The organism is Gilliamella intestini (assembly GCF_900094935.1).
Lineage (GTDB): Bacteria > Pseudomonadota > Gammaproteobacteria > Enterobacterales > Orbaceae > Gilliamella > Gilliamella intestini.
On record NZ_FMBA01000011.1, the window covers coordinates 21,527 to 45,367 of the forward strand.

Here is a 23,841-nt window from a genome sequence, read left to right on the forward strand (position 1 = left end):
GTTTTTTTATTCTGTAAACTACTTTTTAACCCAACGTTGCAAATCTTTAGGGATAAAGTTATCCATTTTTTGAAGCATACTTTCAGGGTTATTATCAACAATTAATGTTTTATAAAAACTATCTCGAACAAATCCTTCATTCACCGCATGTTGTAAAAAATTGAGCATAGGTTGCCAAAATTCAGCAACATTAAACAAAGCGACAGGTTTTTCATGATAACCGATTTGCATTCCCGTCCAAACTTCAAAAACTTCTTCTAGCGTACCTGTTCCGCCGGGCATTGCAACAAAACCATCGGCAAGCTCAGACAGTCTTGCTTTACGTTGATGCATATTATCCACCACCTCTAAGCGAGTAATACTATGGTGTGCAGTTTCGGCTTTGACTAAGCGTTCAGGAATAATACCAATCACTTCGCCACCATGAGCCAGTACCGCATTAGCAATAATGCCCATTAATCCCTTATTACCACCACCATAAATTAAACGCCTATTTTGCTGAGCTAATATTTTACCCAACTGTTCGGCTTGCTCACGATATTCTGGGCGACAGCCTTCACTTGCACCACAAAAAACACAAATATTTTTTTTCATCAATTTGATTTTACCTATTATGTTAGTTGCTCGCTATTTTAGCACAGTTAGCTTTTAATTTGTTTATAAGGTGAGCAATTGATTGCATTTAATATTTTATCAATTGACATTGTGGTAATAGATCGTTAATATTTTGCCTGTTAAGTGTTCCTCCATAGTTCAGTCGGTAGAACGGCGGACTGTTAATCCGTATGTCACAGGTTCGAGTCCTGTTGGAGGAGCCAACTGCCGAATTGTTAAAACCTGCTTATAGCAGGTTTTTTTATTTCCTAAATAATCACTTGTTTATATTTAAATGCCAAGCTACTGGTTTAGATCATTTCTATAAAATCAACGATGATTTAGATATAATGCATCTAAAATATATCGTAATTGGTTAACATCCAATTGTCCAGGTGCTGATGCATTTTTAGCTGCCCCAAAGGTCATTGCTGAACCAAATGTAGTTCCTGCAATGCGACTAATCACCCCAAGCCCTGCCATAGACATGGTAACAATTGGTTTTATTGCATATTTTTCGTTCATTTCTGTGGTGGCGGCAAGTAAAGTTAAAACATCATCCGTTGTTTGTGGCATAACGGCAATTTTAGGAATATCCGCGCCTAAATCTTGCATTTTTTTTAATCGATTAATAATTTCGCTTTTTGGCGGTGTTTTTTCAAAATCGTGGTTTGATGCTACAATAAAGATCTGATTGTTATGGGCAATATCAATAATATCTTCTACATAATCATCACCAATAAATGCTTCAACATCAATTAGATCAACAAGCCCACTACAGGCCATATCTTTATTTAATTGAATATAAGAGGATAACGGCCAAGGTTTTACTCCACCTTCGTTTGCCGTTCTAAAGGTGAATAAAAGGGGTTTATTGGGTAATAGATCTGTTATTTTTTTAGCCACTTGTTTGACAGCCAAAATATTATCAACTTGGGTAAAATGATCAACTCGCCATTCTAAAACATCAAAATCAATTTTTTGCAAAAATAGAGCTTCATCGATTAATTCTGCTTCATTTTTGCCGACAATCGGTACAATAATTTTAGGTGCTCCAACGCCGATCTCAAGTTGTTTGATAGTAACTGTTTTCATTTTATACCTTGTTAGCTAAAAAATTCTGTTAATAAGTGGTAATTTTATCTTGTTTTGATTTTGTATTAAATAAAACTATAGAATAAAGTTAATGTGTGTAATCTGATAAGATTTATTAACTCTTATACACTATTAATTGCACTTTCACTATGTATTGCCTAGAATAATAAACTTCGCTTCTTAATAAAGAATCTATTTATGAATACGATGCTTGATTTGTTCTCGTCAATAAATGCTGTTGTGATAGCGGTAATTTGTATGTTAATTTTGTCTCTTTGCCGTGTTCATGTGGTAATTAGCTTAATTATTGGGGCATTTGTTGGCGGTTTATTTAGCCATTTATCGTTAAAAGAAACGATTGATGCTTTTAATACCGGTATTAGTAATGGCGCTAATATTGCATTATCTTACGCTATGCTTGGTGCTTTTGCAGTGGCAATATCAAAATCGGGTTTACCTGAGCTATTGGCTGATAAAGCAATACAACAGCTGACCACAAGTAACGCTAAAAAACGCATTAAATGGTTATTAATTATTATTATTGCACTTGTTAGTATTTCTTCACAAAATGTTATTCCGATTCATATCGCTTTTATACCGCTTTTAATTCCGCCACTTTTATATGTAATGTCGAAATTACAACTCGATAGGCGAATGATTGCTTGTATTATGACATTTGGGCTAATTACGCCATATATGTTTTTACCCGTTGGCTTTGGTAACATCTTTTTAAATCAAATTTTATTAAAAAATATTACTACATCAGGAATGGATGTAAGTCATGTCAATGTAATGCACGCCATGGCTATTCCTGCATTAGGTATGTTTGTAGGTTTATTATGGGCGATTTTTGTGAGCTATCGTAAACCGCGTGAATACAAGCTTATCCATGAACAGACAAATCTTGATGCGTTAAACAATGTAAATAAGCGTTCACTTATTGTTTCATTATTGGCGATTATTCTATCTTTTACTGTTCAACTTTATACTGGTTCAATGATTTTAGGTGCCTTAATTGGTTTTATTTGCTTTATTGTGTCGGGTTCGATTAAATGGGGTGAAGCTGATGGCGTTTTTACGGACGGCATCAAAATGATGGCTATGATTGGGTTTGTAATGATTTCAGCGCAAGGTTTTGCCGAAGTGTTAAAGCAGACTCATGAAATAGAACCTTTGGTTAATAACAGTGCAGCATTATTTGCTGGTAATAAAGTGATTGCCGCTTTTGTGATGATGCTAATTGGGCTGGTTATTACATTAGGTATTGGATCTTCATTTTCGACAGTTCCTATCATTGCTGCAGTATATGTCCCACTTTGTGTACAACTCGGTTTTTCACCAATTGCCACCGTATGCTTAATTGGTGCATCTGGCGCAATTGGGGATGCAGGATCTCCACCATCTGATACGATTTTGGCAACCTCAGCAGGGCTTAATAGTGATGGGCAACATGACCATATTCGCGATAGTGTTATTCCTACATTTACCCATTTTAATATTCCTTTATTTATTGCGGGTTGGATTGGATCGTTAATTTTATAATCAACGTTATATTTAATTTTTGTCGTTTAGGTCATTATTATTATGAATAATCAATCACACAAAAATATTCGTGTAGTTTGTGCCCAAGCTATTTTTAACGTGTTAGAGGAGGGGCAATCACTAAGTGCCACCTTAACAACACTTAATCATAAAATAGTTGATAAAGATAAGGCGTTAGTACAAGAAATCTGTTTTGGTGTGATGCGCGTATTACCCGAACTTAATTTTTATATTCATACCTTGATGAGTAAAGTGTTAACGGGTAAAAATAGAATTTTACATGACCTATTGTTAGTGGGTATTTACCAGATTCTTTATACCCGTATTCCAGCACATGCGGCAGTCGGTGAGACAGTTAATGCGGTCAATACTCTCAAAAAAACACAGCTTAAAGGGGTTGTAAATGGTGTATTGCGTGAGTTTTTGCGCCAACAAACATCATTACAACAACAATTTACACAAGACAGCAAGCAACAAAATCAGCAGACACTGCACCCAAGTTGGTTGTTAACACGGCTTAAACAGGCTTATCCAAAGCAGTGGCAAGCTATTGTTAATGCAAATAATCAAAAACCACCAATGTGGTTGAGGGTAAATCTTAATCAACACTTAGTAAGTGAGTACCAACAATTACTTGCCAAAGATGACATAGAATCAGAAACCTTTGCGGATATACCTTCCGCAATTAGGTTAATAACACCCGTTAATGTGGCAAAATTACCTGATTTTGCAAAGGGTGCTGTCACAGTGCAAGACCTATCAGCGCAATATGCTGCGTATTTATTAGCGCCACAAAATGGCGAACAAATTTTAGATATGTGCGCAGCACCTGGTGGTAAAACCACACATATTTTAGAAGTTGCTCCAAAAGCACAAGTTTTAGCGGTGGATATTGAGCCTAGCCGAGTGAAGCGCATTCACGAAAATTTAACTCGATTAAACTTACATGCCGAAGTTAAAGTTGGTGATGGATTAACCCCAGAACTATGGTGTGAAGGGCAACAATTTGATCGCATTTTACTTGATGCGCCTTGTTCAGCAACAGGCGTTATCCGCCGTCATCCCGATATAAAATGGTTACGCCGAGATAGTGATATCATGCAGTTGACCGAATTACAATACGCTATTTTAACTAAAATCTGGGTTTATTTAAAAACTGGTGGTACTTTGGTTTATGCCACTTGTTCAATCCTACCAGACGAAAATAAATTACAAATTGAGCGTTTTTTGCATGAAAACACCAGCGCCAAATTACAAGGTGAAATTAAACAATTTTTACCTACTGAAAATGGTGGTGATGGTTTCTTTTATGCAGTATTAAAGAAAGTATAATTTTCCCTTTTATTTTTGTTAAAAAGTTTCAGGTAACTATGTGTTTAAGTATAAAAAACTAAAAAAATCACACAATCCTAATTTGGACAATCTTTAGTAGTTGTGATAAATTTTGGGCTTGTTTTATCTTATAAAGATGTTCAGATATGGCTTATACTCTCACCTACAATGATTTACCTGAAAATATCCAACATTGGCAAGGTTTACCGCTGTCATTAAATGGCTGTGAAGTGGTTCCTTTAGATTATAATGCAGGTAAAACAGGCTGGATTATTTATGGTAAAAAGTTAAATAAAACAGTCTTATCAAAATTCCAAGATCAACTTGCTATGCCAATGGTGATTGTTTCATCATGGAAAATCAAAACTTATCAGATTGTTCGTATTGCCGGGGTGATACCTAAAAAAGCTAAATCGATATCATTAGCATTAGGTATTGATGTTGCCCCAATCGATAATTTACCCACGCTACGATCACCTGGATTATTGGTTATGGATATGGATTCGACGGCGATCGGTATTGAATGTATTGATGAGCTTGCTAAATTGCAGGGTGTTGGTGAGCAAGTTGCAGCGGTAACTGAACAAGCGATGCGAGGTGAACTTGATTTTGCTACGAGTTTGCGAAAACGTGTGGCAACCTTAAAAGGGGCGCATCAAGCTATTTTAGATCAAGTTAAAGATAATTTACCACTTACTCCTGGGCTTACTTATTTAGTAAAAGAACTGCATAAAAAAAATTGGCATGTAGCTATTGCCTCAGGCGGTTTTACCTATTTTGCGGATCATTTAAAGCAAAAGTTAAAATTAGTTGACGTTTATGCTAATGAATTAGAAATCAAACATGGTAAATTAACCGGTAAAGTTTCTGGTCAAATTGTTGATGCAAAATATAAAGCAAGGACATTACAACAATTAGCAGCCTCATTGGAAATTCCCATTGAACAAACTGTCGCAATTGGTGATGGAGCCAATGATTTGATGATGATTCGTATTGCTGGTCTAGGCGTTGCTTATCATGGTAAGCCTAAAGTTGTCGAAAAGGCACGAATTAGTATTAATTATGCTGATTTAACTGGATTATGGTGCATTTTATCAACCAGTTTATTAAGCGAAGGTTAGGAGATTAAATTGGCAAAAGCAGTAAAACGTGCTTATGTTTGTAATGATTGCGGAGCAGATTACCCGCGTTGGCAAGGGCAATGTAGCTCATGTCATGCTTGGAACACCATTACAGAAGTTAGGCTTGCAAGCACCTCTTCACGTAATGATAGATTAACGGGTTATGCAGGTAGCGTGATTGGGCAAGCTAAAATTCAAAAATTGTCCGAAATCAGTTTAGAGGCTCTGCCAAGATTTTCAACCGGTTTTTCAGAATTTGATCGTGTGCTTGGCGGTGGTGTCGTACCGGGAAGTGCCATTCTCATAGGGGGAAATCCCGGGGCAGGTAAAAGTACACTGTTACTGCAAACCATGAGTAAGCTCTCTTCGCAAATGAATACACTTTATGTTACTGGTGAAGAATCGCTCCAACAAGTGGCGATGCGTGCCCATCGTTTAGGGTTACCCGCTGATAATATCAATATGCTATCTGAAACAAGCATTGAACAAATATGCTTACTTGCCGATCAATCGCAACCTAAACTGATGGTGATTGACTCAATTCAAGTTATGCACTTAACTGATATCCAATCGTCCCCCGGCAGTGTTGCGCAAGTGCGTGAAACAGCAGCTTATTTAACACGTTTTGCCAAAACTAAAGGCATTGCTATTATTATGGTTGGACATGTCACCAAAGATGGCTCACTCGCAGGGCCGAAAGTGCTTGAACATTGCATTGACTGTTCTGTCTTATTAGATGGTGATGGAGATTCACGTTTTAGAACGTTACGAAGCCATAAAAACCGTTTTGGTGCCGTGAATGAACTTGGAGTGTTTGCTATGACTGAACAAGGTCTAAAAGAGGTCAGCAATCCATCTGCCATCTTTTTAAGCCGTGGTGATGAAATGCTACCGGGTAGTTCGATAATGGTATTGTGGGAAGGAACACGTCCATTACTGGTTGAAATTCAAGCTCTTGTTGATCACTCTATGTATGGTAATCCACGACGTGTAACAGTCGGATTAGATCAAAACCGACTTGCATTATTACTTGCGGTATTACACAGGCATGGTGGGCTACAAATGGCCGATCAAGATATTTTTGTTAATGTTGTTGGTGGTGTTAAAGTTACCGAAACCAGTGCAGATTTGGCATTAATTTCGGCTTTAGTATCTAGTTTTCGTAATCGTCCTTTACCGCAAGATATCGTTATTTTTGGCGAGATTGGACTGGGTGGCGAAATTCGCCCAGTACCGAGCGGACAAGAACGTATCTCTGAAGCGGCTAAACATGGTTTTAAAAAAGCAATCGTACCTATTGCCAATATGCCGAAGAAGAAGCCCGAAAATATGCAGATTTTTGCAGTTAAAAAAGTGTCAGAAGCACTAGATATTTTAGGTGATTTTTAAAAACCGTATAAAAGAGTAATAGTTAAAATTAATCCGCCAATAAGATTATCGGCGGATTAAAGTTGGATTCAATTTTTGTTAAAAGGGTTAATATTATTATTTAATAACAAATTTCATAACAAGGTTGATAAGCGCTGCCTCCTGGTAATTTCATTCGGTTTTGTTTAACAAAGCTACGCAATAGATTATCAAGTTGCTGCATAATTTCAATATCGCCTTGTAATTTGTATCGACCATTTTCCGCAATTTGCTTCATACCAAACTCTTTAACATTTCCAGCAACAATACCAGAAAACGCACGACGTAAATCAGCGGCTAACAGTTCGACAGGTTGCTCACGATGAAGATTTAATGATGCCATATTAGCGTGAGTAGGTTCGAAAGTATGTTGTAATGATTCATCAATTTTTAATAGCCAATTAAACCCATAAGCATCACCTGTTTTTAAGCGTGAAGCTTTAACATGCTTAACTCCTTCTTTCATAATACGAGCGACTTGTTCCGGCGAATCAATCACAATTTGATAAAGCTTAGTTGCCTCATCACCTAATGTGCTACGAATAAAATTATCTATTGAAGCAAAATAATCTTCGCACTCTTTAGGTCCAGTCAGAATAAGAGGTAGTGTTTGGTGTTTATTTGCAGGGTTTAATAAAATACCCAGAATATAAAGCAACTCCTCGGCGGTTCCCGGTCCACCAGGGAAGATAATAATGCCATGAGCCATTCGAACAAACGCTTCAAGTCGTTTTTCGATATCGGGCATAATAATCAATTCATTGACTAATGCATTGGGCGGTTCTGCTGCAATAATTGACGGTTCGGTCATGCCAATAAAACGGCTTTCTTTATAACGCTGCTGTGCATGACCTACTGCCGCTCCTTTCATAGGTGCTTCCATCACACCTGGACCACAACCTGTGCAAATATTTAACTCTCGTAAGCCCAGTTGCATACCTACTTGACGGGCATAGTAATATTCATTTTCGTTAATCGAATGTCCACCCCAGCAGACAACCAAGTTTGGCTCTTCACCTACATGGAGTGCATTGGCATTGCGTAAAATAGAAAAAACAAGGTTGGTAATATAAAATGAATGATCCCTTTCAAATTTGAAATCGGAAATAAGCTCTTTAACTGCACTGATTTGACTATTTAAAAAAAGGATATCGCGTAACACTGCAAACAAATTAGCTTGAATTGAACGAATAATTCGACCATCAACAAAAGCGCTTTCTGGAGCATTAACCAACTCTAACTTGACGCCTCGTTCTTTACTAATCACATTAATTTCGAAAGACTGGAATCTATCTAACAGATCTTTCGTATTATCGGTTTTACTACCTGCATTTAGTGTTGCTAACGAACAATTTCTATATAATTTATAAAGTTCGCTATTGGCAGATTTTTTCAGAATATCGACTTCTGCCTGAGCAAGTAAATCCATTGATCCTAATGGGCTAATATGGGTAATCATCGCAACCTCAATATAACATTTTTATCAATAAAAAGATTATTATATACTTAAATCGATTGAATAAGTAAAGCGAATAAATGTAATCAATTCAAATACAAATTCATAGTTAATGGATTTTGCTTCTTGAAAGAAACAACTATTAATTATTTACCTGTATGGATAATAATGGTTAGTTGTTTGGTGTATTGATTGAATTTGGTATTGTGATTTCGGACGTTTTGGCTTTAAGTGATGAGAATAGCTACAAAGATCTTGTCCGAACCAAGAAAATTTGAAGTGAATTCGCTTGTTATTGGCACATTCTGGTGCCGAAAAAGACAAACAGCATAACCTAGGGGTGGATTTGTGAGAGAATTTTTTATTCAAGAAAGCTAATTACCTATCAAAAAATTCAGAAAAAGTAATAATTTTATTTATGTTTTTGTTCATCTTTTTTAATCCTTAAATGTAATCACCTTATTCTTCTTAATACCTGTATCAAAACTTCCATCTGAGCTGTAATACGTTGCTCTTGCGTCAAGAAGCACTTCGTTATTGAGCGAGATTGTGTGATTATAGTACTGTTGTAATCGTTTGTCCTTTGCCCAGTTGGGGATGTTGGTGTAATGGTAGTTATAGTCGATCCACTTTCCGTTCTTGACGGTATAGACGTAGTTTATCTTGATATTGTACGTGTCATTGATTTTATCCACAATGATACTACCAAAGCAGAATGCCCCTTTGTTGTCGATAAAATACTGTTTACCTTCTTCGGTTAGTTTGTACCTTACTCCTTCGATTTCGATCGTGTTATTTTTGTCGATAAAGTTGGCTTTGATGTTGCTTGTTTCTAAGAATTTGAGTTCGACAAATAGGTCGAGTATTTCAGTTGGTTTATCGAAAAATATGTCCGCAGGCAAGAGGTTCTGCTTATTTGGCAAGAAATAACACAGTGCTTGGTTGTCTTGTCTGCTTAAAGTATTCTGTAGCGATTTTTCATAATTTGTATTGTCGCAACCCAATAGCAATAAACTGAAAGTAGCGATAAGTGGGTATTTTAAATTCATGATGATTAATTCCTACATATTAACAATTAAACCAATACCCCATTCACTGTAGAGCTGTTTTGTTTGCTCGTCGTAACTAAACCTTGCGGTATTGGTTTTTAATTGATTTTGTGGCTCTAATTTTGGCGGCAATTTATCAATAATATACTGATATTTAATTTCAACATAACTGTTATGCGGCGTTATTTGGGTTATCGATTTGACAATCACCTTGCCAAGGCAAAAACCTGACTGACTTATGTTAGGCCAGATTCTATGGTGTTTTTTCCCTTCTTCGGTAAGGTTATAGATATAAACATTTTTATCTTGGCTATTTTTGTAGATGTCAATTTGTTCCGTTAGCAAGCCCGCTTCTGTTAACCTTTGTAATAGCTTAAATTCGTTACTGTTTTTGTATCGGTCAAATATGTAATAAGGCGGATTTGTTTTTAGTAGCAATATGCAATTTATCGGTTCACCATTGCCATTAATGGTATCAAAACGCTGTTGTATTTCGTTTTGCCATTGTTGTTCAGTTAAATTAAAAGTCACAGACTGTTTTTGTTGCGGCTTGATATCACATCCAGTGAGTGTAAGTGCGATTATTGTTGCCATAACACTAAGTGAATATTTTTTTATTTCCATAAGGTTTTGCCATCCTTTATCTGGTACATGTTTTCTTCGAAAGAGAATAACTGATAGTAACCGTTTAATTTGGGCTGAAAGCGATCGATATTAAGTAAACTAGTTATTGGTAGTGGAAAACAAAATTCTTTATCTAAATAAGTAAATTGACTGGCAGATAATGCTGAGTCTTTTAGTGATAATTTACTACAAGGATAGCGCAAGTTGATATCGACTTTTTCAAAAACCTTAATATGATTAAGCCAATCAAACTCCATCGGTTTAAAATCGTTATAATCATCGTGATAGTCGTTTTTCATCACGATGATGTGGTCTTTGGCAAATTTTATATATTCGATAATTTGGCTTGTTCTATTTGTAGTACTTGATGCTACATGATATCGATAACCGAATTTTAAACTCTGGTTTTCAAAATCAAATTCAGGGTCGATTAACCATTCAAATTTTAAATAGTCATTATATGCTTTGTAATTTTCTACCTCTGCAGCAATTTTTGTTTTTAATTTTTCGATTTTAGTCTTGTCGTCAAATAATTTATTGACTTCAAGTAAGTCAATAAATCCTACTTTATAAACATTTATGCATAATCGGTTTTTATTGTCATAAGCAGGCATAACAAACCTATCACAAAATGCTGCATTAGTTAACAGGTATTGTTCACTATATATATACCCTTCAGGTATATTTAGTTCTGCAATATTTTCGATTTTAGTTGTAGTAGGCCCTGCAAGATAAATCTCACTCTGATTGAATGCAAAATGACTTGTATTTTTGTTTGATTGGATTTGTGTAAAATAACGGCTGATTTCAGGAATTTTATCTTGTGGTATTTTAATATCTTTGTTTTTTTTGTCTAGATAGCCATTTTTATCTGTTTTTGCCGATTCAATATAACGATCTAAAAGACATTCTCGCTCTAAGTCTGTTGGCCAAACTATTTTATTTTCCTTATTTTTTAATACTTTAAAATTACGGTTACAAAATTTGTATTGTGCCTGACCGACGATATCTTCATAAAATAAAATATTACCATTTATATCCAAAATCGTTAATAAATCTTTTTTATCCTCACTTTGATTTTTTTGTGTGGTTTTTTGGGCATAATAAAGTTTTTCCTTGCCAACATCTTTAACTGTATAATAATCATATTCACCAAGTGTTTTACCCTTAATATCAATAAGGTGATATTTTTTAGAATTATAATTATTTTTTACCCAACTTACTGTACCATATAAAGGAGAAATGCTATCAAACTGATTTTCATAATGCATTTTCCCATCATAGTCATATAATTGATAAATACGATAACTATCTTGATAATTGCCTATCCAAAAATAACCAGCGGAAAGATTGTTTTTATAATCATTATCTCGATTAGTATCCCATGCATTAGATCCAACATCGGTTTCTTTGCCTGTTTTGCTATTAATTAAATATTGGCTATTATTTTTTTTACATAGCTGCATGATTTTATCAGATGTGATTATTTTGCATTGTGAATTTAAATTTGTTTGGGATTGAGATTTTTGTATTTGCGCTTTTGGGGGAAGTTTTTTGAAAAATTCACCTTGTAGATTTAAATAACCAATCTCATCATTTTTAGTAGTAACTTTTGCATAACCATCAATGAACGGATTGATTTTTTTATAATAAATTCCTTTTGGTGTAATTAAATTACCATCGGTATCAATGACAACTGATAAATCTGTATCTCCGTAATAATAGGCTATTCGTTCGGCGCCTAAATAAGTTAAGTTTTTTGGGATTTTAAATTTTAATATATCGCCTTTTTTTTCAAAAGAAAATTTAAAGTTATCTATATTATTTATATTACTGTAGTTATATTCATTGTAATTAGTATGTAACTGCACAATCCAATAATGATCTTGGTATTTTATTGAGTCAATTTCTTGGCTGTTATCAATAATAACAGTGCCATCACGATCAAAGAGTAGATTGTTATAAGTAATATAGCGACTAGCATCATCAGAGAATGCTAAGATAGGGAATAAAATTAAGCTTAAATTTGTTAGATATCGGGCAGATTTTATTATTTTATTATTCATAATAATTGATTGTTATAAAATAGGATTGTTTTGCGATTAAATATAAGTCGGGTAAATAGATCCAAATGTCGATTAAGTTGATTATTTACCCATACTTTTGTTAGAGATTGTTTAGGATAGGTTAATTGTTTAGTTTGATAAGGAAATAAGATATTTCCTAAATAAAAACAGATTTGGTTAACTTTATTTGGAATCTTTTGAATATAATATGTCTTTATGTTTTCCAATAATGTATTATCAATAGATTTTAGATTTGAATCTTCACAGCCTAATAAAAAAACAAATGCCTTTTTCATTCTTCATTATTGGTCAATTTATTGCAAAATCGATGTTATTTGTCATGGAGCTTTTATTATTAGTGTTTATTTAAAATTGACTCACTTTATATAACTTATATTCCATTACATATATCTATTATGCCATAAATTTATACCTATTCCTCAGTTATTATATATTGATTAGTATCATAAAATAGTCAATCTAATTGAACAAGATTAGCAGAAATTAACATAATGTAAATAAATTTCCTATAAATAAGTTTCTATTAATTGGAGAGGAGGCAGGTTATAAAAATCATTTTGCTCATAGTCAAAGAATAAAGCCTATGCTAGACTGAGCCAAACTCTGAAGCTTTTTTACCTAAGTGATATTTTCATATGGTGGATTAGCTGCGGTATAACGCAGAAATGGTTATGCTTCCCGATTTGGATAAGGTGTTTAATGTATATATGCAATTAGTTGATAATTATCAGCGTCGATTTCAATATCTGCGTTTGTCGATTACCGAGCTGTGTAATTTTCAGTGTCAGTACTGTTTACCAAGTGGTTATCAGCCTAACAAGGAACATAAATTTTTGTCGCTCAATGAAATTAATCATGTTGTGGCAACATTTACTGATCTTGGTGTACGCAAAATTCGATTAACCGGTGGCGAACCTACTTTGCGTCGCGATTTTATTGATATCTTATCGCTCATATCTTCCTATCCCAGTGTGAAAGAACTCGCTATTACGACCAATGGTTCGCGTTTATTAAAAAATATTCACCATTGGCATCAAGCTGGTTTAAATGCGATTAATATTAGTATTGATAGTTTTACTCCCCATTTATTCAAATTAATTACTGGCCAAGATAAGCTTAAAGAATTACTGCAGTGTGTTGATAAATCGTTAGAAGTAGGTATAAAGAAAGTCAAAATTAATACTGTTTTGATGAAAAACATAAATGATAATTTAAATGATTATTTGTTATGGATTAAAGATATTCCAGTAGAGTTGCGTTTTATTGAACTTATGGAAACAGGCGAAAGCAATGATATATTCAATCGTTATCACTTGTCTGGTAGTTTTATTGAAACACAATTAATTGCGCAGGGGTGGGAGTTACAACCCAAAAAACCATTATCAGGTCCTGCTAAGATTTATGTGCACAGCGATTATCAAGGAAAAATTGGTTTGATTATGCCCTATTCAAAAGATTTTTGTAAAAGTTGCAATCGATTACGTGTATCATCTATCGGTAAATTACATTACTGCCTATTTGGTGATGCGGCGGTTGATTTACGTGATTTGTTGGGAAGCTCAGAACAGAAACAACAATTAAAAGCAAGAATTCTTGCTTCATTAATGATTAAACCAGAAAAGCATTTGTTACATGATCATCGTGTAGGGATAACCCCTAATTTATCTTATATCGGTGGATAATTGGCTGTTGTGTTTTGGGACATTGTCAATTTGCCAATGTTGTATAGCCCAATCTAGTAACTGTTTTTGAGTGGCGTCTTGCCAATCTTCTGGCACATATTGTCCTAGAAACTGTAAAGCCTGGACGGTTAACGCTTTAAAATTGTTTAAATCAATCGGGCTAGCATGATTTTGTTTTGATAGTTTATTGCCATTTTTATCTAATACTAGTGGTAAATGGCAGTAATTTGGTACAGAAAAACCAAGCAGTTGATATAGTGATATTTGTTTAGCAGTAACGGGTAAAAGATCTGCGCCACGAACAATTTCGGTAATTCCTTGTTCATGATCGTCTAAAACTACCACTAAGTTATAGGCAAATAAGCCGTCTTTGCGGTGAATAATAAAATCTTCTTGTGCGCTAGCTTTTTCAATTGTTTGTAAGCCACGAATCTGATCTTTAAATTGAAAAATAGGATGATTTTGTTTTAAACGTATAGCAACTTGTTGCCTATTATTGATAGATAAATGTCGTTCACGACAAAAGTTATCGTAAATACCATTTGTTAGGTTTTGAATTCGTTGTCTAGTACAGTCACAATAATAGGCTTGTTGTTTATCTATTAGTGTTTTTAAAACAGTACGGTAACGCTCACAGCAAGATGATTGATATAAGATTGTATCATCCCAATATAAATTAAGTGCTTCAAGCGTTTTTAATATAAGTGATGATGCCCCTTTGACTTCTCGTGGTGGGTCGATATCTTCGATACGGACAAGCCATTTACCACGACAAGATTTAGCTTGGAGATAACTACCAATAGCCGTTACCAACGAACCAAAATGTAATGGTCCTGATGGTGAAGGGGCAAAACGACCGATATAATGCATAGGTCTGATTTGGAATGATAGATAAAACTGGGATCACATACCCATTTGTTTTTCGCGAAGTTCTGCAAGCGTTTTACAATCGATACATAAATCGGCTGTTGGTCTTGCTTCTAAACGGCGAATCCCAATTTCAACTCCACAAGATTCACAATAACCAAAATCGTCTGATTCAATTTTCTTTAACGTTTTTTCGATTTTTTTGATGAGCCTTCTTTCTCTATCTCGAGCGCGTAATTCAAGGCTGAATTCTTCTTCTTGTGTTGCTCGGTCAGCCGGATCTGGAAAGTTCGCTGCTTCATCTTGCATATGCGTAACTGTTTTTCCCATTTCACCTTGTAGCTGTGTTAGCCAAGCTTCTAAAATAAGTTTAAAATGTTTCAATTGCTTAGGGTTCATGTACTCCTCGCCTTTTGCCTCTTTATAAGGCTCAAGCCCAGCAATTGAAAGCAGGCTAAGAGAAGATGTATTTAATTTTTGTTCCTTTTTCACAGCAATCCCCTTAAGTACAGATTATTTGCAAGCGGTAAACTATAGCAATAAATTAGCTATTGGCAAATTTTTTTTTATCTTTTTTCAATCTATAAATAAGCAAAATAGTACAACTGTATGTTATTAATAAAGATAATTACTTATCCCACTTTTCTAATCCATTTTTAGGGCATTTGGTTACTAAATCATACAACTTATCGTTATCAGGTAAAATAAGTTCAGGGCTGATATCAAATAGTGGGTAGAGGACAAACTCTCGATTTTTCATATGGTAGTGTGGGATTGTTAGTCTTTCGCTTTCGATCACTAAATCATCATACAGTAAAATATCAAGATCTAAGGTTCTTGCTCCCCATCGATTTTCTTTACGCACACGACCTTGGGCTTTTTCAATTGCTTGTAGGGCTTCGAGTAGTTCAATCGGGGATAGGGTTGTTGTAATTTTTACAACGGCATTAAGATAATCATTTTGATCTTGTGGACCAAGTGGTTTACTGCGGTAAAAAGGTGACACTTCTAAACATGTTGTGTTAGGCAATTGCTTTAATGCTGTTATTGCACAATTAGCTTGTGCTAATGGATCTTCAAGATTGCTGCCTAAGGCGATATAACAAATAGACATAATTAGTCGTTTATTTTTTGATATGATTGGTGTTTGATAATAACAATTTTAACATATAACATCGTTGGTAAAAAAGACTATATCGCTTTATTAGTTATTGTTTTTAGGAGGGATCTAAATCAATGATAAATGGCATAAAAAACCAATAAGCCTGTGGTTTATTGGTTAGTTTAGGATGATTAATTTGATATTTATTTTTTATAGTACTTTAACAATTGATTCGCAAAGTCTAGACATATTATCTAATGTCATACCAGCAACATTAATCCGTCCTGAGTTAACAATATAGATACCATAGTCGTTGCGTAATTTGAGTACTTGTTCTTCATTTAGACCACTAAATGAAAACATGCCATTTTGTTTAACAATAAAGCTAAAATCTTGACTAGCCCCTTTATCTTGTAAGGTTTTAACAAATAGTTGGCGCATACGGTGAATGCGTTGGCGCATATTGGTTAATTCATTAATCCATTCTTCTTTTAGTTCTTCATTATTTAAAATGTGAGAGACGATTTTAGCACCATGGGCAGGAGGATTAGAATAGTTAGCCCGAATAATCGTTTTTACTTGGCTAAAGGCTCGATCGGCAATTTCACTATTGGTAGCAATTAAAGTAAACGCGCCAACACGTTCGTTATAAAGACCAAAGTTTTTGGAATAGGAACTGGCAATGAGTAATTCAGGTTGATTTTGAGCAAAGAGTCTTAAGCCGTAGACGTCTTCTTCTATACCTTGTCCAAAACCTTGATAAGCAAGGTCAAATAATGGTAGCCAACCATTTTTTAAGGCTAGATCCGAGATAGATTGCCATTGCTCAGGTGTTAGATCAATACCTGTTGGGTTGTGACAACAGCCGTGGAATAGCACTGCCTCACCTGTAGTAACAAGGCTTAAATCGTTCATCATGGCATCAAAATTAAGGCTGTGAGTTTCAGGGTTGTAATATTGATATTCACGAACTTCAAGCCCTGCTGTTTGAAATACACTACGGTGATTTGGCCAAGAAGGGTTGCTTATCCAAACACGTTTTACCTTTGTTTTGCGAGCTAAAAAGTCTGCCATTATGCGTAAAGCACCTGTTCCACCTGGCGCTTGAGCTGTTCTTGCTCGCTCATTTTCGTGACCCAAAAGTAGCTGTTGGGTTGCTATATTAAATGCAATGTCACCATCAATTGGTAAGTAACTTTTTGATATTTCATTAGTTAATAAAAAGTGTTCGGCTTTTTTTACACTTTCTAAAATAGGTGTTTTGGTCGTTTCATCTTTATACACGCCCACGCTAAGATTGATTTTATTGGCGCGTTCGTCGTTGTTGTAAAGATCGGCTAGTCCTAAAATGGGATCGGCTGGAGCTGCTGTTAAATATTCAAACATAATTCACCTATCTGATCTAATGACTTTTAGCGCATTATATACACATTATTTTGTAAGTTACAATTTTGATAATGACAATCTATTAAAAAAATTTTAAATAAATTATCCTTATTTTTTAGCATGCTATTTTTTAACAATTTGCAACAAGTTGCTGTAAAAATTGTGGTAAATCATCTCCTAATACTGTTAACTCTCCAGTAATAAGATCTTCTTTTACCACTTCACCTGTTAGGTTATTTAAGCTAATGATTTCGGTACTTTCATCAGTCGAGGCAATAAATACCGTTGGTGTACGCCGTAACTTTTTTTGTTGTGATAGATGAGCAATTAAATTTTGTTCTAAATTTGAAAAATCATCATCATTCCAAGGCTGAATTAAAACTAAATTAATGTTGTTAAACTTAGCTGTCATATTGCCTGCATATTGTGTGCCATAAAAAACATGGCTACTAGGGTGTAGCGTAATGCCAACAAGTTGTTCAACGATAGTTAAGGATCTTGGTGGCGTTAATAAAAAAGGTTGCCAATATACAGTTAATTGTTCCGTTTTTAGAATGCAAGGTGAAGGTATAGCGTGTAGTTCTTCACTTTGTGGTGCATTGTCAAATTGCTCGATCCAACGCGAAGTAAAATCAATTAGGGCAGTTTTATCTTGGATATCCATAAGGTGATTTTGTCTCTTATTGCTTTTATTAATAGTTATTATACTAATTAAGATAAAAGGTGCACCAGTTTATTAACACCTTATCGTAGACAAGCGATAGGGCGATGATATCATAAAGAAAAGTAACTGTTATTTATTTGGATCAGCGCATTATGGTTGCTAGATCATTTATAACGTGCTAAAAAAGCCGACGGAAGTTTTTTGTCCTTTTAAGTAGTAAAAATGAACGTTATAAAACCATCCGTTATAATGTTAAATACATGATATAAAATATAAAATTTAATTGAAGATAAATTAAAAGGGCAAGCTAAAGGCAATAACAAAACTTATCCAAGCAAAATACTACGGGTTGATACCAAAGATTTACTTTTACTGAAAAATCAAACGAAGCGGCAAACTAGAGAATATCCACTATTTTATATCTATTTGATTTTTATAGTTTTATACATAAACGTAGTACGCTCCTGAAACTTTTTAACAAAAATTCTACTTTCTTGATTTATTTAGATAAAATGTGTGATAACCGGCATATCAAGCAAAAATCACCTGCCCAGAAATTAATGGAAAAGTCGAAAGAGTGATACGAACTTTAAATGGAGATGCGGCATAACCAACCAATATTTAACGATTCAAAATAGAGAAAACAAAAGCTCAAACGTTTTGATTAATTTTTATCATACGGTTAAACCGCATAAAGTGATTTCAGAAAAAACGTCTTATGAGTTCTTAGAGAGCTATTTTAATCGTGCAGTGTAAACAATAAGAAGTAACTCGTTAGCTGGATGTAAAATAGTGCGCTTAATTTACTTGCTATCCTTTGCTGAAACGTTAATAATAAGCAGGGATTTTTTATCCTTGTAATGCAGCAATGGCGTTAGACATTACAGTTTGTAAAAATAAAATAGCGTAAGTAGAGTCATTATAATTAGATAATATGTTTATTTTAAACAATTACATAAAGATTTAGTTTATTTGCTAAAGCCGGTATAGGTTTGCAAATTAGCCATATTAATAGTGTCAATAAATTATACAATTAGGTTTTTTTAAAGTATTTAGTGCTTTTTAATTTAGCATTTTGCTTAATGTATAATATTGATGTTGTGTAAGCGGTATCAGGTTCACATAAAATAATAACAAAAATAACATAAATAAAATAATGAATGCTGTATACCAATATTTAGTTAAGTACCATTATTCATCATTGTTAAAATAATCACTTATCAATAATAAGATTCTACCTACTGTGAATTAAGATTAATCAAGAGTGTAGAATAATGAAAAGAATGCTAATTAATGCAACACAGCAAGAAGAGCTGCGAGTTGCGCTTGTTGATGGTCAACGATTGTATGATTTAGATATCGAAAGCCTTGGACATGAACAAAAAAAAGCGAATATTTATAAAGGTAAAATCACTAAAATCAATCCAAGTTTAGAAGCCGCTTTTGTTTCGTATGGTGGTGAGCGTGATGGTTTTTTACCTTTAAAAGAGATTGCTGAAAGCTATTTCCCATCTAATATTTCTGGTCGCCGTAGTATTAAACATCTACAGGAAGGTCAAGAAGTTCTTATTCAAATCGAAAAAGAGATCCGTGGCAAAAAAGGTGCGGCTTTAACTACCTATATTAGTTTAGCTGGTAGCTATTTGGTATTGATGCCTAATGATCCTCGTGCTGGCGGTGTTTCGCGCCGTATAGAAGGTGAGGAAAGAGCAGATCTGAAGCGTATTATTGATGCAATTGAAAAGCCAAGAGGCATGGGCGTTATAGCTAGAACGGCGGGTGTTGGTAAAAGCCAAGAGGAGTTGCAACAAGATTTAGATGCATTAGTTAACTATTGGACAGCAATTCAAAACGAAGCCAAAAAACATCCTGCACCAAGCTTGATTCATAAAGAAAGTGATATTATTACTCGCGCATTTCGTGATTATTTGCGTGATGATGTTGGCGATATTTTAATTGATAATCCTAAAGTACTTGAAATTGCTAAAAAACGTTTAGCTGATTTGGGTCGTGTTGAGTATATTAGTCGCTTAAAGCTTTATGATGGTGATGTGCCATTATTTAATCATTTTCAAATTGAAGGGCAGATTGAATCGGCATTTCAGCGAGAAGTTCGCTTACCTTCTGGTGGTTCCATCGTTATTGATGCCACAGAAGCGCTTACAGCAATTGATATTAACTCGGCTAAATCCATTCGTGGTAGTGATATTGAAGAAACAGCATTTAATACTAACCTTGAAGCAGCCGAAGAAATAGCTCGTCAACTACGCTTACGCGATTTAGGTGGTTTGATTGTTATCGATTTTATTGATATGACACCAGTCCGTAATCAACGTGAGGTAGAAAATCGCTTAAAAGAAGCGATGAAAACCGATCGTGCACGAATTCAAACTACGCGAATTTCACGTTTTGGTTTACTTGAAATGTCGCGCCAACGTTTAAGTCCTTCATTACGCGAAGCAACACATCATATTTGTCCTCGTTGTCAAGGTACAGGTACAGTTCGGGACAATAATTCATTGTCTTTATCTATTCTTCGATTGATTCAAGAAGAAGCAATGAAAGATAATACTGTGCAAATTGATGTTATCGTTCCAGTACCTATTGCGAGCTATTTACTCAACGAAAAACGTCGTGCTATCACCAATATTGAAAGTATGCATCCTGATGTCAAAATTGTGATTGCTAGCGATGAAGAGATGGAAACCCCATTGTATAAGGTGATTCGTAAGCGTAGAGGCGAAGAAACTGATGTACTGAGTTATAATCTTCCAAAATTGATTCGTGAACTTGAAGAAGAGGAAGAAGAACAAACTATTGAAGTGATTGTTGAACAAGCGGTGTTATCTGGCCCTAAAGTTGAAGTATCGGTTGCTACAAAAGAAAAAACAGATTCAAAAAACAAAAAGTCAGAAGGTTTTTTTGGTGGGTTATTAGGCAAATTACGTAAATTATTTGTCACAGAAAAAGCAGAACCTGAACCAAAAATTAAACCAAAAACAACCAAAAGACGAGATCATCAACGTTCAAATAATCGACGTCAGCGCAATAACCGAAACAATAGTGCCACTAACAACACTAATGTTGTTACAACAACGGGTAATATTGATGAAGCTAAAGAGCAAAGTAGAAATAATAATCGTAGAGCTAAACAAAATAGTGTTTCAAATACTAATTCGTCAAGTTCAGCAAATAATCTAAAATCAGATAAAGTTGTTGAAGAAATAGTACAACAAAAGCAACGAGAAATTAAACCAAGGCGTCAACAACGCACATTAGCTAAAAGTGTCCGTGTAAAAAATACCGATACAACAGTGCAAGCTCAAGAAGAAAGAGTAATTATTCCTTCTTTATTGGTACCAATTATTGTTTCTAAACAAACTCAAGACAATATTGTATCTGAAGCTCAACCAAAACGTCAGCGTCGAACATCAAGACATTTACGAATGAATGGCCAGCGTAATAAACGCCGTGTTCGTAGTGTAGAGCTAAAACAGTCACCAATGCCATTAGAGTTTGCTGCAGCATCATTAGAATTAGCATTAGGTCGCGTTGTTGTTGATTACAGTCAAGTAACAAACGGTGTCCCAAATATAGTGACACCTGTTATCCCTTCACTTTTACTTCCTGTTATTGTCAAAAATGAAGAGGACGTAAATAGCCACAGCGCTGATATTGTCATAGTTGATGAAGTGTTTAATAATTCTACAAATGCTCAAGAAGATCTTAAAAATGGCGAAAAAAATAGCAACGAGGTAAATTTAGGAGTTAATGATTTTAAATCAATAGGTTATTCTTCATCAGCAATGGCTAAAGCTCCCGCACCAGAATATGTGGCTTCTGATATTGGGGTAAAACCACGAGAAGAATCAGATTATTGTTTTGAAGGTAAAGGTAATGCTGGTGGTTTAAGTGCGCAAGATCATGCATATGCCGCAGCAAGTAAACCGGTGATACCGGATTAATCAATAGATAAATCAAAACACGGTGATATTTTTATGTTGCCGTGTTTTGTTTATTTATCATATCAATAAAGATAAACAATGATTATCTATATTTTCAAGAAAGTAGTTACGTTTTTATTTATTATCTGCGTACTAGCTCAGATTAGCTTCTATTTAGTTTATTTTACCCCTCATTCAATGTCTAACTTTCACAATTTAAATTTTATTGATGCCTATAATGCTTTTTTTAAGCAGTTGCTACAAGGTCAATTTAGATTATTAACAGGGGAAACAGTACCGTTTTTTCATACATTATTAGCGACATTTGAACTGTGCATTCTTGCTTTATTAGTTGCATTATTTATTGGGTTACCTTTAGGTGTGTTTCTTGGTTTAAGCAATATTAATTGGTTAAATAGTACGATTCGTTTAGGGGCTTTATTATTATATTCTTGTCCTATCGTTATGCTTGTTATTATCGTGATGTATTGGTTATCGCCAACTTGGTCGATATCGATGAATTTTAATGTATCGCCATCAGTAGCTGGAACTTCGTTATTGGATCTTTTAATTTCATCAAAAACAGATAAATGGCATATGATATTTGATCAACTTCACTATTTGTTTTTGCCGATCATTATTTTAGCTATTCAACCATGCATTATGACTATTCAACTAGTTAGCCAGAATGTAAGAAATACATCACGACAAAATTTTATTAAAATGGCGATTATTCGTGAGCGATCACCGTTTAAAATTTTACGCCGCCATTTATTACCTAATTCCATTCCTGCAACTATTCCACAGCTGACTTATAATACGACAACACTACTGTTTTCAACTATGGTAATTGAAATTTTATTTAATCGAGTAGGATTAGGGCAATGGGTGATGATCGCTTATCATCATAATAATTATTTTGTTATTTCTATTGCCATTTTAGCCTGTGGCACAGTTATCAGTTTGTTAACGTTATTGGGCGAAATTTCGGCGGTAGTTATTTATCCTTTGCGTCATAAGGAACATTATGTCTAGGCGAGCAAGATTGCTTAAAAACGTAAATTTAAGTTTTAATCGGTTGCATAGTAATCTTTACTTAGTTGTTGGCTTTTATGGCATATTGGCGCTCGCCTTTGTGGCATTATCAACCAAATGGTTCTTTCATGCTCATTTACAGCCTAGCTATCCAGCTTTATTGCCTCCAGCTTGGTGGCCTAATGGTGATATCAATCATATATTAGGGACAAATGCTAAAGGGCAAGATATTTTTGGTTATTTACTCATTGGTTACCGTTCAACTATATCAATGACCTTAAAAACGGTGTTTTATGTGGTTGTTATTGGCGGGCTAATTAATTATTTAATGTTTTTTGTTTCGTTGATACGGCCTTTTGTATTATTTATTTTTAAATTTTGTATGGTTGTGCCACCACTACTTGGTGTGATTGTAATTAGTTTATTGTTAGGAGATGATATTACTAATATGTTGTTGGTAATTGGATTATCTTATACACCGCGATTTATTTACAATATCCATCAAAACATTATCAATGAGTGGAATAAAACTTATATTACAGCTTATAGACTTGATGGTTTATCATCATTTTCAATTTTAAATCATTATATTTTACCTAATATTTTGCCTGTTTATTTAAGCGAAATTGTTTCATTATTTGGATCAATTATTTTATCTATTACCATGATAACTTTTTTAGGTTTTGCTAATGATGCTTCTCGACCTGATTTAGGTATGATGATGTTTCAAATGAAAGATATTATTGCAACTAATTACTTAGCCTTTTTATCTCCTGGAATTGCGGTGTCTGCTACAATTATTTTTGTTTATTTGTTTAATTTTGGATTGTATGGCCGTCGAGCAGGAACCTAAT

Annotated in this window: 19 protein-coding genes, 1 tRNA gene and 1 riboswitch; of the genes, 9 read left to right on the plus strand and 11 right to left on the minus strand. The window is 34.4% G+C overall.

The features are described 5' to 3' along the window. Positions 1-18: 18 nt before the first annotated feature. The gene (locus GA0061080_RS04430; RefSeq protein WP_091121719.1) at positions 19-594 is read right to left on the minus strand and encodes an LOG family protein; all 576 of its coding nucleotides are present in this window, start codon (positions 592-594) and stop codon (positions 19-21) included. Between the two features lie 148 nt (positions 595-742). On the opposite strand from GA0061080_RS04430, the gene GA0061080_RS04435 reads away from it, so the two are divergent. Next, positions 743-818, plus strand: a tRNA-Asn gene (locus GA0061080_RS04435). Positions 819-924: 106 nt separating this feature from the next. On the opposite strand, the gene aroD is transcribed toward GA0061080_RS04435, so the two are convergent. Further along, on the minus strand, positions 925-1,689 hold the full coding sequence (gene aroD, locus GA0061080_RS04440) for a type I 3-dehydroquinate dehydratase (protein ID WP_091121722.1): 765 nt from the start codon (positions 1,687-1,689) through the stop codon (positions 925-927). A gap of 198 nt (positions 1,690-1,887) precedes the next feature. On the opposite strand from aroD, the gene GA0061080_RS04445 reads away from it, so the two are divergent. The 4 genes from GA0061080_RS04445 (at position 1,888) to radA (ending at position 7,073) form a co-directional block, all read left to right on the plus strand. Beyond that, complete coding sequence (locus GA0061080_RS04445; RefSeq protein ID WP_209435734.1) at positions 1,888-3,231, plus strand: Na+/H+ antiporter family protein; 1,344 nt, start codon at positions 1,888-1,890, stop codon at positions 3,229-3,231. 42 nt (positions 3,232-3,273) lie between these two features. After that, entirely contained in the window at positions 3,274-4,563 is a 1,290-nt protein-coding gene (gene rsmB / locus GA0061080_RS04450; RefSeq protein WP_091121725.1) for a 16S rRNA (cytosine(967)-C(5))-methyltransferase RsmB, read from the plus strand. 146 nt (positions 4,564-4,709) lie between these two features. Further along, positions 4,710-5,684 (plus strand): phosphoserine phosphatase, encoded by a 975-nt coding sequence (gene serB, locus GA0061080_RS04455; protein ID WP_091121729.1) that lies wholly within the window; start codon positions 4,710-4,712, stop codon positions 5,682-5,684. 9 nt (positions 5,685-5,693) lie between these two features. Continuing rightward, on the plus strand, positions 5,694-7,073 hold the full coding sequence (gene radA / locus GA0061080_RS04460; RefSeq protein WP_091121732.1) for a DNA repair protein RadA: 1,380 nt from the start codon (positions 5,694-5,696) through the stop codon (positions 7,071-7,073). 100 nt (positions 7,074-7,173) lie between these two features. Here the strand turns inward: radA and ppnN are convergent, their stop codons facing one another. From ppnN to GA0061080_RS04480, 4 genes are all read right to left on the minus strand, one after another. After that, positions 7,174-8,550 carry a nucleotide 5'-monophosphate nucleosidase PpnN gene (gene ppnN, locus GA0061080_RS04465; RefSeq protein WP_091121734.1) on the minus strand — a complete coding sequence of 459 codons (1,377 nt, stop codon included), beginning with the start codon at positions 8,548-8,550 and terminating at the stop codon, positions 7,174-7,176. Positions 8,551-8,984: 434 nt separating this feature from the next. Further along, positions 8,985-9,596: an SEN1982 family lipoprotein gene (locus GA0061080_RS04470; protein WP_091121737.1), complete on the minus strand. Its 612-nt coding sequence runs from the start codon at positions 9,594-9,596 to the stop codon at positions 8,985-8,987. A 12-nt stretch (positions 9,597-9,608) separates the two neighbouring features. After that, on the minus strand, positions 9,609-10,220 hold the full coding sequence (locus GA0061080_RS04475; RefSeq protein WP_091121739.1) for an SEN1982 family lipoprotein: 612 nt from the start codon (positions 10,218-10,220) through the stop codon (positions 9,609-9,611). Continuing rightward, positions 10,211-12,286: a hypothetical protein gene (locus GA0061080_RS04480; protein ID WP_091121744.1), complete on the minus strand. Its 2,076-nt coding sequence runs from the start codon at positions 12,284-12,286 to the stop codon at positions 10,211-10,213. The genes GA0061080_RS04475 and GA0061080_RS04480 overlap by 10 nt, the downstream gene beginning before the upstream one ends. Before the next feature lie 610 nt (positions 12,287-12,896). Beyond that, positions 12,897-13,018, plus strand: a riboswitch (molybdenum cofactor riboswitch). On the opposite strand from GA0061080_RS04480, the gene moaA reads away from it, so the two are divergent. Further along, positions 13,015-13,989: a GTP 3',8-cyclase MoaA gene (gene moaA, locus GA0061080_RS04490; protein WP_091121751.1), complete on the plus strand. Its 975-nt coding sequence runs from the start codon at positions 13,015-13,017 to the stop codon at positions 13,987-13,989. Its footprint overlaps the riboswitch before it by 4 nt. Here moaA and gluQRS read toward each other — a convergent pair. The 5 genes from gluQRS to syd form a co-directional block, all read right to left on the minus strand. Continuing rightward, positions 13,969-14,859, minus strand: coding sequence for a tRNA glutamyl-Q(34) synthetase GluQRS (gene gluQRS / locus GA0061080_RS04495; RefSeq protein WP_209435736.1), 891 nt, complete (start codon positions 14,857-14,859; stop codon positions 13,969-13,971). The two genes, moaA and gluQRS, sit on opposite strands and share 21 nt — an antisense overlap. Positions 14,860-14,892: 33 nt before the next feature. Beyond that, positions 14,893-15,348 (minus strand): RNA polymerase-binding protein DksA, encoded by a 456-nt coding sequence (dksA, locus tag GA0061080_RS04500; RefSeq protein WP_091121758.1) that lies wholly within the window; start codon positions 15,346-15,348, stop codon positions 14,893-14,895. Positions 15,349-15,484: 136 nt separating this feature from the next. Continuing rightward, the gene (gene folK, locus GA0061080_RS04505) at positions 15,485-15,970 is read right to left on the minus strand and encodes a 2-amino-4-hydroxy-6-hydroxymethyldihydropteridine diphosphokinase (RefSeq protein ID WP_091121760.1); all 486 of its coding nucleotides are present in this window, start codon (positions 15,968-15,970) and stop codon (positions 15,485-15,487) included. A gap of 198 nt (positions 15,971-16,168) precedes the next feature. Next, complete coding sequence (locus tag GA0061080_RS04510; RefSeq protein ID WP_091121764.1) at positions 16,169-17,344, minus strand: amino acid aminotransferase; 1,176 nt, start codon at positions 17,342-17,344, stop codon at positions 16,169-16,171. Positions 17,345-17,474: 130 nt separating this feature from the next. Continuing rightward, positions 17,475-18,008 (minus strand): SecY-interacting protein, encoded by a 534-nt coding sequence (syd, locus tag GA0061080_RS04515; protein WP_091121767.1) that lies wholly within the window; start codon positions 18,006-18,008, stop codon positions 17,475-17,477. Positions 18,009-19,282: 1,274 nt separating this feature from the next. Between syd and rne the strand changes: the two genes are divergently transcribed. The 3 genes from rne to GA0061080_RS04530 all read left to right on the plus strand — a co-directional run bounded on the left by rne (position 19,283) and on the right by GA0061080_RS04530 (position 23,840). Continuing rightward, a complete protein-coding gene (gene rne, locus GA0061080_RS04520) occupies positions 19,283-21,973 on the plus strand; it encodes a ribonuclease E (RefSeq protein ID WP_091121771.1) in 2,691 nt (896 codons plus the stop codon). Positions 21,974-22,051: 78 nt separating this feature from the next. Further along, positions 22,052-22,987: an ABC transporter permease subunit gene (locus tag GA0061080_RS04525; RefSeq protein ID WP_091121775.1), complete on the plus strand. Its 936-nt coding sequence runs from the start codon at positions 22,052-22,054 to the stop codon at positions 22,985-22,987. Continuing rightward, positions 22,980-23,840 carry an ABC transporter permease subunit gene (locus tag GA0061080_RS04530; RefSeq protein ID WP_091121779.1) on the plus strand — a complete coding sequence of 287 codons (861 nt, stop codon included), beginning with the start codon at positions 22,980-22,982 and terminating at the stop codon, positions 23,838-23,840. Before GA0061080_RS04525 ends, GA0061080_RS04530 begins: the two co-directional genes overlap by 8 nt. The last annotated feature ends 1 nt before the right edge of the window (position 23,841 follow it).